General features: G+C 45.3%; 11 protein-coding genes and 1 other RNA gene. 11 read left to right on the top strand and 1 reads right to left on the bottom strand.

The features are described 5' to 3' along the window. The first annotated feature begins 40 nt into the window (after positions 1-40). The 9 genes from recO (at position 41) to rnpB (ending at position 8663) form a co-directional block, all read left to right on the top strand. Complete coding sequence (gene recO / locus GQF01_RS07065) at positions 41-790, top strand: DNA repair protein RecO (RefSeq protein ID WP_161406092.1); 750 nt, start codon at positions 41-43, stop codon at positions 788-790. Positions 791-973: 183 nt separating this feature from the next. Further along, positions 974-1789: a pyruvate, water dikinase regulatory protein gene (locus GQF01_RS07060; protein ID WP_145656981.1), complete on the top strand. Its 816-nt coding sequence runs from the start codon at positions 974-976 to the stop codon at positions 1787-1789. 91 nt (positions 1790-1880) lie between these two features. Beyond that, positions 1881-2345: a YaiI/YqxD family protein gene (locus tag GQF01_RS07055; RefSeq protein WP_145656980.1), complete on the top strand. Its 465-nt coding sequence runs from the start codon at positions 1881-1883 to the stop codon at positions 2343-2345. Between the two features lie 49 nt (positions 2346-2394). Then, a complete protein-coding gene (dnaG, locus tag GQF01_RS07050; RefSeq protein ID WP_161406091.1) occupies positions 2395-4242 on the top strand; it encodes a DNA primase in 1848 nt (615 codons plus the stop codon). A 37-nt stretch (positions 4243-4279) separates the two neighbouring features. Beyond that, positions 4280-5395: an RNA polymerase sigma factor RpoD gene (rpoD, locus tag GQF01_RS07045; RefSeq protein ID WP_127451881.1), complete on the top strand. Its 1116-nt coding sequence runs from the start codon at positions 4280-4282 to the stop codon at positions 5393-5395. A 109-nt stretch (positions 5396-5504) separates the two neighbouring features. Continuing rightward, entirely contained in the window at positions 5505-6335 is an 831-nt protein-coding gene (locus GQF01_RS07040; RefSeq protein ID WP_161406090.1) for a hypothetical protein, read from the top strand. Positions 6336-6338: 3 nt separating this feature from the next. Then, entirely contained in the window at positions 6339-7106 is a 768-nt protein-coding gene (locus GQF01_RS07035) for a tRNA (adenine(22)-N(1))-methyltransferase (RefSeq protein WP_161406089.1), read from the top strand. Then, positions 7082-8191, top strand: coding sequence for a Nif3-like dinuclear metal center hexameric protein (locus GQF01_RS07030; RefSeq protein ID WP_161406088.1), 1110 nt, complete (start codon positions 7082-7084; stop codon positions 8189-8191). The genes GQF01_RS07035 and GQF01_RS07030 overlap by 25 nt, the downstream gene beginning before the upstream one ends. A gap of 54 nt (positions 8192-8245) precedes the next feature. Further along, an RNA gene (gene rnpB, locus GQF01_RS07025) (RNase P RNA component class A) lies at positions 8246-8663 on the top strand. A gap of 111 nt (positions 8664-8774) precedes the next feature. On the opposite strand, the gene GQF01_RS07020 is transcribed toward rnpB, so the two are convergent. Then, positions 8775-10718: a S8 family peptidase gene (locus tag GQF01_RS07020; RefSeq protein ID WP_161406087.1), complete on the bottom strand. Its 1944-nt coding sequence runs from the start codon at positions 10716-10718 to the stop codon at positions 8775-8777. Positions 10719-10891: 173 nt separating this feature from the next. Between GQF01_RS07020 and GQF01_RS07015 the strand changes: the two genes are divergently transcribed. Together GQF01_RS07015 and GQF01_RS07010 are read left to right on the top strand one after the other, a co-directional pair. Beyond that, positions 10892-11392 (top strand): YpuI family protein, encoded by a 501-nt coding sequence (locus GQF01_RS07015; protein WP_161406086.1) that lies wholly within the window; start codon positions 10892-10894, stop codon positions 11390-11392. A 78-nt stretch (positions 11393-11470) separates the two neighbouring features. Further along, the gene (locus GQF01_RS07010; protein WP_161406085.1) at positions 11471-12565 is read left to right on the top strand and encodes a glycoside hydrolase family 15 protein; all 1095 of its coding nucleotides are present in this window, start codon (positions 11471-11473) and stop codon (positions 12563-12565) included. The last annotated feature ends 27 nt before the right edge of the window (positions 12566-12592 follow it).

Genomic DNA, 12592 nt, shown 5'->3' with positions numbered 1-12592 from the left:
CGATTCGTAAACTCAGAGCGGCATACATGGGGGAAATCATTTGCTGCGTAGTGTACAGGGGATCGTACTCCGTAGTATGGACTATGGAGAGGGGAACAAGATCATTAGTCTGTTCACCCCCGAGCTGGGTAAGGTTGGAGTCATGGCTCGGGGTGCGAAGAAAGTGAAAAGTAGACATGCCGCCGTTACGCAGCTTTTTACGTACGGCGATTTTGTTTTTTTCAAAACGCGTGGTCAGATGGGATCTTTGAATTCTGCCGAAATTATCGAAGCTCATCACGCTTTGCGAGAAGATTTGCACATGTCTGCCCACGCCTCTTATTTGGCCGAAATGACGGATCGTATGCTAGGTGATGAAGAAGGCAGCACGTATCTGTTTGAACAGCTGAAAGCAGGCTTAATGGCGATTGAAGAAGGCAAGGATATGCAGATCGTAGTTCACCTCTATGAAATGAAAATGTTTGAGTTAGCTGGTTATTTGCCTGTGACGGACGCTTGCGTTTCTTGCGGTGAAACATCAGACATCACACACTTCAGTCCTGCTATGGGCGGAACTTTATGCAATAGATGCCGATATAAGGATACCGTCGCCATTCGTGTTGGGGAAGGCGCACTCAAGCTGCTTAAATTATTTCCGCGAATGGATATGCGCAGACTCGGCGCGGTTCAGGTCAAGGATGAAACGAAAGCACAGCTTAAAACATGTATGAGGACTTATATGGATATACATATTGGAGTGAAATGGAAATCAAGAGACTTTATCGAACAAATGGAAAAATACAATATATGAACTTGGTCTAATTTGACATGTGTTGTTCGCTTTGATATGATGTGGTGGAAAACACCTCGCCTTTGTGCTGTCCGCATATCGGTGAGTTTTTTTATGCTTACGTTCTGTTCAAATCTACTTCACATACGAATGCTAATGTAGGGCCTGGTCCCTGCTGATATGGTTGAAAGGGGCTAAGGGAAAATGGATCATCCATTACCTACTCGGGTTTATGTCGTTTCTGATTCAGTTGGGGAAACAGGGGAGTCTGTGGTACGCGCTGCTGCTATGCAGTTTCATCCGGTTCCAGTGGAGATTGTGAGAGCGCCGTTTATCCATGATATTGAAGGCATCGATAAAGTGATTAATGCGATTCGCATTCATGGCGGCATCGTTGTCTTTACCTTGGTCATACCGGAACTCCGTGACGATCTTATTGCGAAAGCAAAAGAGCATGGTATCCCGCATATTGATCTTCTTGGACCCGTGGTGAACACCTTAGGGCAGGCGCTGCGCCAAGAGCCGCGCAGACAGCCTGGTATGATTCATCCGCTCGATGAGGACTATTTTAAAAAGGTTGAGGCGGTTGAGTTTGCCGTTAAATATGATGATGGCCGAGATTTTAGCGGCATACAAAAAGCAGACATCATTCTTCTTGGCGTGTCCCGAACCTCCAAAACTCCTTTATCCATGTATTTAGCTCACAAAAGATTTAAAGTGGCTAATGTACCTTTAGTGCCAGAAATGCAGCCTCCTGCCGCTATCTATACCGTTGCAAAAGATAAAATCATCGGACTTCGGATCGATCCGGATAAGTTGAATGTTATTCGCCAAGAACGGCTTCGCACACTCGGACTTGCAGAAAATGCAACCTATGCGAATGTGGAACGTATAAAAATAGAACTGGCCTTTGCTGACAAAATTATGAGCAAAATCGGTTGTGTGATTTTCGATGTTTCAAATCGCGCTGTCGAAGAAACGGCAAGTTTGGTTATGGATCATATTGAACGGGTTCAATAAGGTTTTATGTTTCTACTTGCAGGATTTTTTAGAAGTTCATCGTATATAATAGTACGGTGAGATTTCGTTAAAAGGGCGTGGGCTGAACCGTATGGGTGCGAGGAATATAATCGTTGATGCCGATGCTTGTCCCGTTAAAACTGAAATAGAAGAAGCAGGCAGGCAGTTCGGTGTACAAGTTGTGCTAGTTGCTTCGTTTGATCATCGGATGAAAGAGAATCCAGGTGTTAAGGTCGTACAAGTGGATCGCTCCGATCAATCTGTTGATTTGTACATCGCCAATCAAATTAAGTCTGGTGATATTTTGGTGACGCAAGATTTCGGTCTTGCAGCGCTCGGGTTAGCGAAAGGTTCGTATTGTTTGACGAATCGGGGTCAGGAATATACGGACAGCTCAATAGATTTCTTATTGGATCGTCGTCATACTTCAGCAAAAATGCGAAGATCGGGCAAGCATTCGAAGGGGCCAAAACCCTTCACAGACGAGGATCGCAAATATTTTCTACATGGTTTGACAAAACTTTTAAAAAAATTGCAGGAAATCGAAATTGAATAGCGAATAGTACTTAGTCGGAAAAGCGACCTGAATTGTGGGTGGAAATAACATGAGGTACGGACGCATACCTGAAGAGGTCATTGAGGCTGTACTGAAACGCCATGACATCGTCGATGTGATTGGCAGGCACGTACATTTGAGTAAACAAGGGCATTATATGAAAGGGCTATGTCCTTTCCATTCAGAAAAAAGTCCTTCATTCACAGTTACGCCGGAAAAACAAATCTATCGTTGCTTCGGGTGCAATGTAGGCGGGAATTTAATTCGTTTCGTTATGGAAATAGAAGGCCTAAGTTTCTCAGAAGCCATTACTAAGCTTGCGGAGGAAGCGGATATCCCGATTACATGGGAAGAAGCGTCCGAGGAGCAGAACGAACAGCAGCAAGAGAAAGCAGCCCTGCTGAAAGCTTATGACTTTGCAGCTAAACTTTATCATTATATCTTAGGCAATACAGAGCAAGGCAAAGTGGCTAAAGGGTACTTGGCTTCAAGAGGTATTTCTGATAAGCTGATCGATACGTTTCAAATCGGTTATGCTCCTGCGATGTGGGATACGTTAGTTCAACAACTCGTGAAACGTGAGTTCGATCTTACGTTGATGGAAAAGGGCGGATTAATTTCGGCCAAACACGAAGGAACAGGCTACGTTGATAAATTCAGGGAGCGCATTATGTTCCCTATTTGCGATGCTACCGGCAAGGTCATTGCGTTTGGCGGGAGATCAATGGGCGATGCTCAGCCCAAGTATCTAAATAGTCCTGAGTCTACTCTTTTTAATAAAAGCAGGACCATGTACAATCTTCACTTGGCTAGACCTAATATGCGAAAACTGCAGCAAGCGGTCCTTTTTGAAGGCTATGTAGATGTTATTAAAGCTTGGGAAGCAGGAATTAGCAATGGGGTCGCTACGATGGGGACTGCACTGACCAAAGAACACGCGGCGCTGCTGAACCGTAACGCCGACCAAATCGTCGTATGTTACGATGGCGATAATGCAGGACAATCGGCTGCTTTCAAAAGCATTCCGATCCTGGAAGAGACAGGAAGCCGAGTTACGGTAGCGATGCTGCCGGATGGCAAGGATCCTGATGATTATGTGAAACAATATGGTTTTGACCGATTCGTGCGGGAGATTATTGAACCTGCCGTACCATCGATGAAATATAAGCTTTTGTACATCCGCAAAAATTTTAAGTTGCATGAGGACGGTGACCGACTTCGTTATCTGCAATCCGCTGTGAAGTTAATCAGTGAATTACACTCTCCGATGGAACGCGAACATTACTTGAAGCAGTTGGCTTCTGAATTCCCAGATTCCTCTTATGAGGCGATGAAGTTAGACCTTCACGAAATCTTGCTGCAATCGGAAAAAAACCGACCGGATGGGGATAATAAACCAATTCTGTGGAATAATGTTATGAATAATGGGAGAACAGCGGAACGAACACGCAAGAAAACGCCTTCGCTTTTGCCAGCTTATCACAATGCTGAACGATTGATTTTGGCTGTTATGATGCATGATCGCGATGTTTGCGGACATGTCGAAGAACAGTTAGGAGATCAATTCAACGTTGAAGCTCACGCAGTCTTAGCTGCTTATTTATATGCTTACTACGCTCAGAATGCTGAGCCGGATGCAAGCCGATACATTGCCATGCTGCAAGACGAACAGCTGGAGAGCTTGGCCAGTTCCATCGTTATGATGGGAGCGGGTCATGGAATGAACGAACAAGTGATTGACGACTATATTCGCCAAATTCGTAAAGTTCCAATGCAAGAAGAGATTGAACGCAAGAAAGAAGAACGTGTTCGCGCCGAGCGCGAAGGCGACCATCTTCGAGCAGCACAAATTGCAGTTGAAATTATCGCCCTAGAAAAACGATTGAAGTCAACGTAGAGCTACTGAATTGACTAGGGAGGAGGGAGTCCGTACTATGGCGAATGATCAGCGTACAGAACTAGAGACAGAGTTGACCTTGGACCAGGTGAAAGACCAGCTTATAGAGCAAGGTAAAAAGCGGTCTTCATTAACTTACAAGGATATTATGGAGAAATTAGCTCCCTTCGATCAGGATCCTGAGCAAATCGATGAGTTTTTTGAGCAGCTATCGGAGCAAGGGATCGATGTAGGGAATGAATCGGATGACGATTCCATGAATCCTGAAGAAAATGATCGCGATGAATTTAACTTCGATGATGATCTGGCTTTGCCGCCAGGGATTAAGATTAATGATCCAGTTCGGATGTATTTGAAAGAAATTGGTCGTGTGCCTCTTCTTTCTGCGGAAGATGAAGTGGGTTTAGCCAAGCGGATTGAGAACGGGGACGAAGAGGCGAAGCGACGCCTGGCAGAAGCGAACCTAAGACTCGTAGTAAGTATCGCCAAAAGATATGTAGGCCGCGGCATGTTGTTCTTGGATTTGATCCAAGAAGGGAATATGGGACTTATTAAAGCTGTTGAGAAGTTTGACCACACGAAAGGTTACAAGTTCTCTACCTATGCAACTTGGTGGATTCGTCAAGCTATTACGCGCGCGATTGCAGACCAAGCGAGAACGATTCGTATTCCTGTACATATGGTCGAAACCATCAACAAATTGATTCGTGTTTCCCGTCAATTGCTGCAAGAGCTTGGGCGCGAACCTACGCCAGAAGAAATTGCAAAAGAGATGGACTTAAGTACGGATAAAGTACGTGAAATTATGAAAATCGCACAAGAGCCTGTATCTCTGGAAACACCAATTGGTGAAGAAGATGACTCGCATTTGGGAGATTTCATTGAAGACCAAGAAGCGCTAGCGCCGGCAGATGCTGCTGCTTATGAACTTCTGAAAGAACAACTAGAGGACGTATTGGATACGTTGACAGAGAGAGAAGAGAACGTGCTTCGCTTACGTTTCGGTCTTGATGATGGTCGTACACGCACACTAGAAGAAGTAGGAAAAGTATTCGGTGTTACACGTGAACGGATTCGTCAAATTGAAGCAAAAGCATTGCGCAAATTGAGACATCCTAGCCGTAGCAAACGCCTGAAGGATTTCTTGGAATAAATCGCTGTGAGAAGGGCCCTGCCAGTTTCGGCGGGGTCTTTTTTATTTGAAAAGTACTAAAACCTAAGCATGAAATCACCGATAAAGTAGTAGGAAGGTGAGAGATGATATGGATACAGATAAACGAAAAGTAATAGTCAGAGAAATTGATCATTGGCGGAGAAGCAAATTGCTTCCTGAACATTATTGTGATTTTCTGATGAATTTGTACATGGATGAAACAACCCCGAAACCTGCTTCTATCATGGGGGTTTCTGCCTCTTCAATTGCAAACAGTTCTTGGAAAATATGGTTAGTCATTATGGCGGTCATAGCCGCTCTGGCCTTATCTGCTCTTAATTTTAACTCTTTTGGAATGCCAATGCAAATTGGAATTTCCGCACTTTTTGTCATCGTTTGCTATGCGTTTGCGTATCGTCAATTTCATAAATCCCCAGTGATTTCTTATCTGCTTTGCGGTGTTTCTTCTATAGCTTTGCTGCTGCTGGGACTATATTTAATGGATATGTATGAAGTAAGTTCTCCTTATACATATATCGGTTATTTAGCTTTTTGTAGTGTAGTTTGGTTAATCAACGGTGTCATAGGGAAAATGGGAATTTTCCAATTTTGTGGCTGGATAGGACTTGTTGGAACTTACGGTTGGCTGCTTTTGCAAAAAATGAACATGCCAGGTTGGTTCTCTCTTGAAATTAGTTGGATTCCAGTTAGTATTGTACTTATATGGATTGCTTGGCTTGCGCATCATACCAATAAGCAAGCAGCAAGTGTGCTTTTAGTTGTTGGCGTTTTGGTTTGGTTTATTCCTGAAGCGATGACATTTCTTACGGATGTTGATATGAGTTCCCGCGTCATACAATTGTCGTTTACAGGGAAATTAGTTTCTGCGGGCGCGGCATTTTTCTTGCTGCGTAAAAAATGGGTAGAGTGGGTTGTTTAACAGATGGTAAAATTATCAAAAAGATTGCAAATGATTGCAGATCGTGTACCTCTAGGATCAAAGGTTGCGGACATTGGGTCCGATCATGCTTTGCTGCCGACCTATTTGGCGCAACAAGGCATTATTGTGTTTGCCGTAGCAGGTGAAGTCAATCCAGGTCCGTTCGAGGCGGCAACACGTCAAGTGCTTGAGAGCGGTTTGTCTAAAAAAATAAGTGTAAGATCCGGTGACGGCTTGGCAGTCATTGAACCAGGTGAAGTGAATGTGATTACGATTGCCGGTATGGGCGGCAGTTTGATGGCAAGTATTTTAGAAGCCGGTAAACAGAAACTTGTTGGTGTTACACATCTGATTTTACAACCGAACGTCGGGGAAGATCAGGTCCGCAAGTGGCTGCTTGCAGAGGGCTGGAACTTGGATGCGGAAGCCATACTTGAAGAAGATGGGAAGATTTATGAGATTTTGACGGCAACTGCTGGTCGTATAGTTGTAGGCGAGAACTCACAGCAAGCTCTCTATGCTGAACGTACTTTGACAGGCGGAATTGTCGTGAGTAAGGAGCGTCTGCTCCAGATGGGGCCGTATTTACTTGAGGAAGCTCCCGAAGTGTGGTTCAGCAAGTGGGATAGCGAATTGAAGAAATTGGCGATGATTGAAGGGCAACTTAAGCTTTCAACAGCGGAAGCATCCGCGGCAAAAGCAGAGCAAATCGCCCAAGAGATCAAGGAGATAAAGGAGGTACTCGCTTGTTTGCAAAAGGTCAAACCGTAATTCAGTTGTTTGAACAGCTGGCACCCAAGCATTATGCGATGCCTGATGACAAAATTGGCTTACAACTGGGCTCTTTGCAAAAAGAGATCCAGAAGGTGTTAGTAGCCCTCGACGTCAATGATGAAGTGGTGGAAGAAGCGATTCGCCTTGGGGCTAATCTCATTATTGCTCATCATGCGATCATTTTTAGAGCGCTTGCGCATCTTCAGACCGATACTCCAGCAGGCCGCTTATATGAAAAACTAATCAAAAACGACATTGCCGTCTATATCGCACATACGAATTTGGATGTGGCGGAAGGCGGCGTCAATGATATGATGGCCGATAAGCTTGGCCTCAAAGAGCTGACTCATCTGGAGGATGTGCATACAGAGAAGCTTCAGAAGCTGGTCGTCTTCGTGCCTGAGACGCATCATCAAGCCGTGCTGGATGCCCTCTTCACCGCGGGAGCGGGGTGGATCGGGCAGTACAGCCACTGCAGCTTCAACATCCCCGGAACGGGGACGTTCCTTCCGCAGGAAGGGACTCACCCGTATATCGGGGAAGCAGGGAAGCTAGAACGCGTACAAGAAGTACGCGTTGAGACGATCGTAACCGCCAGCGTCCAGCGCAAGGCGGTACAGGCTATGTTGAAGGCCCACCCTTACGAGGAGGTGGCCTATGATCTCTACCCGATGGATCTCAAGGGTAGAGTATTCGGTCTTGGGCGCGTGGGCAAGCTGCCGGCGCCAATGACGCTCCGCGAGCTGACGGAGCTCGCGAAGACGGCATTCGACGTGCCGATGGTGCGCGTCGTCGGTGATTTAACACGGCCCATCCGCAAGGTGGCCGTGCTTGGGGGTTCCGGCGGCCGCTATATGCGGCACGCCATGTTTGCTGGCGCCGATGTGCTGGTCACCGGCGACATTGACTACCATACCGCGCATGATGCACTCGCGGCAGGTCTTACTCTGATCGATGTTGGACATAACGTCGAGAAGATCATGAAGCGCGGCGTGGCGGATTATCTCGCCGCGCAATTAACCAAAACGGATACACAAGTGCTGGCATCCGAAGTGAATACGGAACCTTTCCAATTCATCTAGGAAATACCCAGTTGTAATTCGTAGTCATTCCTAGTATACTATCAAATGCATCGGAAAGTTTGACAGACAATCGCTGGCTGTGGGTAAGCCACAGCGAGAGGAAAGTCCGGGCTCCATATGGCAGGGTGCTGGATAACGTCCAGTCAACGCGAGTTGAAGGATAGGGCCACAGAAATGGACCGCCGATGGCTCATCTTCGGATGAGATCAGGCAAGGGTGGAACCGTGGTGTAAGAGACCACGAGGTTCTATGGTGACATAGATCCTGGTAAACCCCACTTGGAGCAAGACCTAGAGGAACGCTAGCCGTCTTCGAGACAGCAGTCTTCGCCTGAGACGCGTTCGGGTTGGTCGCTTGAGCTGTGCAGCAATGTATGGCCTAGATAGATGATTGTCGCTTCAATGGTGGCAGGGGACAGACGCCCGTTATGACCACCGGAAGTACAGAACCCGGCTTACGGCAAACTTTCCATACTGTCGGTTACCCGCTTGGCTTCGGCTTAGCGGGTATTTAATTTAAACAAAAAGGCCACCCTAGGTATCGAGAATTCGAAACCACAGGCAGCCTTTTTTTAATTTGTTATTTATTTTGCTGTTTGCATAACAACTCCTGCATATTTCTTGGAAACAAGATTCATCTGCCGAAACCAATGGGATGGCCAATCGAAACCGATGCTCGGTTGTTCTTCGGCTTTTTGAACAGCTTTGACAACATCAATTAGACCATACCCGAAATATTTGTCATGACCCTTGGTGCCAATATCTTGCGCTGTATCCCTCATAATTTGATATACTTCCGTATTTTTCAAATTAGGATTTGTAGACCGGATGAGAGCTGCTAGTGCCGTCACGTGCGGGCTCGCCATGGAAGTACCTGATAATGCAGCATATTGATTATTTGGATAGGTACTGGCAATACTCACGCCTGGCGCCGTCACATCGATATAATCTCCATAATTAGAAAAGGGAGCTTTGTTGTTCTCAGAATCGCTGGCTGCGACAGCGAACACCTCCGGATAAGCGGCCGGGTAGCCCGGGCGTTCCGTGTTGTCATTTCCGCTCGCCGCGATTAAAGCCACGTCCTTGTCGTACGCATATTTGATGGCATCATGCAGAAATCCAGAGTCTGCATAGTTGCCTAAACTTAAATTCATTACTTTGGCGCCATGATCTGCAGCCCAGATAATGCCCTGAGCAACGGAATACGTGCTGCCTGCTCCTGTTTGATCCAATACTTTTACAGGGAGCACTTTGTTATACCAGCTAATTCCAGCTACCCCCAAATTATTGTTAACTAGAGCAGCGATGACTCCTGTCACGTGAGTTCCATGTCCAACATCATCTTGCGGTTTATCATCTCCACTGATCACATTATAGCCTGGCAGAAGCTTGTCCTTGAGATCTGGATGCTGTAAGTCCACGCCTGTGTCTACAACAGCCACAATCACATCCTTGGTGCCCCTGTTCACCTGCCAACCTTGTTCAGTCTCAATAAGTGGCAGATTCCATTGATAACGACTATACAAATTATCATTCGGTTTAAAATTCGGCGCAATGCTCGTTGTTTCATCAGGGCTTGTTGTATCTGTGCTGTCTGTGTAGTCACTTGAATCCTTATTATCGGCTTCCTCTTGATCATCGTAGTAATCATTGGTCAAATACAAGAAATGAGGCTCAACATAAGCAACATCCCATTTTTTAAAATAGGCCATCAAAGCTTTAGCTTCCATGCCTTCCGTACGGAAAACATACGTATAGCCTAGTTTTTGCATCGAATTGGCTTTGATTTCTGATTTTATTTGAGACAGCTGAGCATCGGTAGGGTCCTTTTTGAACTTAACGACAACTTCGTTCTGATGATAGTGGCTTGTGCCTTGATTATCCTCTGGATGATCCACCACTTTGTCTTTTAACGTATCGGTATCTACAGACTCAACTTTCCAACGATTTTCGTTCGGATAAGGCTCGAGACGTAAATTTTTCATCTGATGGTCGGTTACCTGATGAAGAATATCCTGATGAATAACACCAATAAGCGAAGAGTTACCGTCTGTAGATGGAGTTCCCTGAACGAAAAACACTTGCTGTGCAGCCCCAAATTTCGGGGACTGATAATGCTTGCCAGATTCCGTAGCTGCTTTTGCTTCTGCTAAATAGGTACTTGCTTGTTCCTTGTAGGAAGAGGGAATTTCTCCGACTTTTATTCCTTGATCTAAAGTCTGTTTATTTTTTGACCAGATTAAAATATCCATTTTTTCATGCTGAGTCTTCATATCTCCGAGCACTTGAGCCGCTGATTCACCTGACTCAATTTGGGATATCATTTTTGTGTAATCAATCGAGCACTGGGATCGGCACAAATCGTCCGTTAACTTGACATCCTGCTGCAGCAAGGACAACTTCTGATCTGTCTCGTACTTCGCGCTGTAAATTTCAGGACCAGGTGTATTCTCATTGTTAGAGTGGTGGGGAAATAGAACGATACCTAAACCAAGAACTAGACTAATAGAAGATAAATAACGCCACATCGATAGTCCTCCTTCTTAACTCGTTTCTCCGCTTCTGTCAGCAAACGCAGTATCTTAGATTAGAGTGAGGTTCTGAGGATACTTTTATGCATGGAATCGGGAGTTTTACATATACCTTTTCAGGTTAATTTATGGTAGGATAGGAATAGCGCAATTAGAGGAGGTCTTCATAAATGGCTGTTTTTAATGTAAAAAATATTTGTGATTCAACGCGTACGAAGCTAAAAGAAACTACCGCCAAAATGGAGCTGTTTCTGAATCAACATTCGCTTTCACAACTCAATGTAGAGAATGATCCTGCTATGGATGAATTTTATCGTGGTTATCTCCAAGATACGCGTCATCTATTAGTTTTCTGTGAAGTGGCATATGAGAAATTGGGCGTAAGTTTGAGACGTCCAACTTTTAACGTTGATTTTTCGGAAAAAGTTTTGTATGAGGTATATCATACTTGTGTGAATACATTTTTCTATCCTAAGAATGAATGTTATTCCGAGGATGGCCGCTATGCTTATACAGGACAAGATGCCATCCGTTTCCGTAAAAAGCCTTCTCGTGAAGTGCGTGATTTAACGATTGAATTGTCCAAAGTATTCGAAGAGCTTCGCGAAGATCTGGCCTATTATGAGACAGATTACATCACGCAGCGCCGTATGCAAGGTGAAAAAGTATAATTGTAAGGCCAAAATACAAAAGATATAAGGGATGCGGCTAGCAGCGCATCTCTTTTCTTTTAAAAGGGGACATGGTGCATGCAGCGTGAACAGTTAATCAACCACTCGATCTCGATTATTACATGCAATCAACATCCTCGCGGAGGTTACATAGCATCTCCACTTTTCCCTCCTTATGCATACAGCTGGCTGCGAGACGGGACGTTTATAGCAAATGCAATGGATCGCGTAGGCGAGACGGATAGCTCAGCACTTTTTCATAGATGGGTTGCTGGAGTCTTGAAGAACAAACGTTCGTGTGTAGATACACTTATACATAAACATGAAAACAAAGAGTGGATCGATCGTTCTGAGTTTTTGGGAACTCGCTATCATCTGGATGGCCGGGACGATGTTTCCGAATGGGGTCATTTCCAACTTGATGGATATGGGGCTTGGCTGTGGGGACTTACTGAGCACGTGAAAACGACCGGAAATAAAGGGCTGTTGGAAGAACTCAGGGAGAGTATTGAGATTACAGTTGATTATTTGATGACGTTCTGGCACTATCCGAACTTCGATTGCTGGGAAGAGTTTCCTGACTATGTTCATCCTGCAACACTAGCCTGTGTATATGGCGGATTGAAGGCACTTGGAGAATTAGAGGAGCGTTCTGATTTGCTAGATAAGGCATCTATGGTTAAGGATTTCATTCTTAGTCATTGCATCTATGAAGGCCGCTTCGTGAAGTCTGTGCATTGTCTAGATGAAATATGGAAACCGGCTTTAACAGGTGTAGATGCAAGTTTGCTATGGCTTGCAGTACCTTTTGCTGTGTGCGAAGTTGATGACCCTATTATGCGGAATACGGTAGAAGTGATTGAAAGTGAACTGAAACATGGAGGCATTCAGCGCTATGTGGAAGATCGTTACTATGGCGGCGGTGAATGGCTTCTGTTGACGGCATGGTATGGATGGTATCAGAAGGAGCTTGGAAACCGTGAAGAGGCACAGCGGTGTCTGGAATGGATCATAAGCAAAGCTGACCACCTGGGACGCCTTCCCGAGCAGGTTCCTGATCAACTCAGAGAGTCTTCCGCGTATTCGGAGTGGCTCAGTAAATGGGGGGAACCTGCGCTGCCGCTGCTTTGGTCTCACGCGATGTTCTTGGTGCTATCTGACAGTCTTGCCTGAGCATAGCTCACCCCAATAGCGGGTAAA

This window comes from Paenibacillus silvestris (assembly GCF_009882985.1).
In the GTDB taxonomy this organism is placed as follows: Bacteria; Bacillota; Bacilli; order Paenibacillales; family NBRC-103111; genus Paenibacillus_E; species Paenibacillus_E silvestris.
The sequence above is the reverse complement of the archived record's forward strand: the minus strand, read 5'-3'. Positions and strand labels throughout refer to the sequence as shown.

Bases quoted from the DNA above. Each gene is read 5' to 3' on its own strand.
- GQF01_RS07060 (WP_145656981.1), top strand. From the start codon at position 974: ATGGATCATCCATTACCTACTCGGGTTTATGTCGTTTCTGATTCAGTT.
- GQF01_RS07055 (WP_145656980.1), top strand. From the start codon at position 1,881: ATGGGTGCGAGGAATATAATCGTTGATGCCGATGCTTGTCCCGTTAAA.
- dnaG (WP_161406091.1), top strand. From the start codon at position 2,395: ATGAGGTACGGACGCATACCTGAAGAGGTCATTGAGGCTGTACTGAAA.
- rpoD (WP_127451881.1), top strand. From the start codon at position 4,280: ATGGCGAATGATCAGCGTACAGAACTAGAGACAGAGTTGACCTTGGAC.
- GQF01_RS07040 (WP_161406090.1), top strand. From the start codon at position 5,505: ATGGATACAGATAAACGAAAAGTAATAGTCAGAGAAATTGATCATTGG.
- GQF01_RS07035 (WP_161406089.1), top strand. From the start codon at position 6,339: ATGGTAAAATTATCAAAAAGATTGCAAATGATTGCAGATCGTGTACCT.
- GQF01_RS07020 (WP_161406087.1), bottom strand. From the start codon at position 10,718: ATGTGGCGTTATTTATCTTCTATTAGTCTAGTTCTTGGTTTAGGTATC.
- GQF01_RS07015 (WP_161406086.1), top strand. From the start codon at position 10,892: ATGGCTGTTTTTAATGTAAAAAATATTTGTGATTCAACGCGTACGAAG.
- GQF01_RS07010 (WP_161406085.1), top strand. From the start codon at position 11,471: ATGCAGCGTGAACAGTTAATCAACCACTCGATCTCGATTATTACATGC.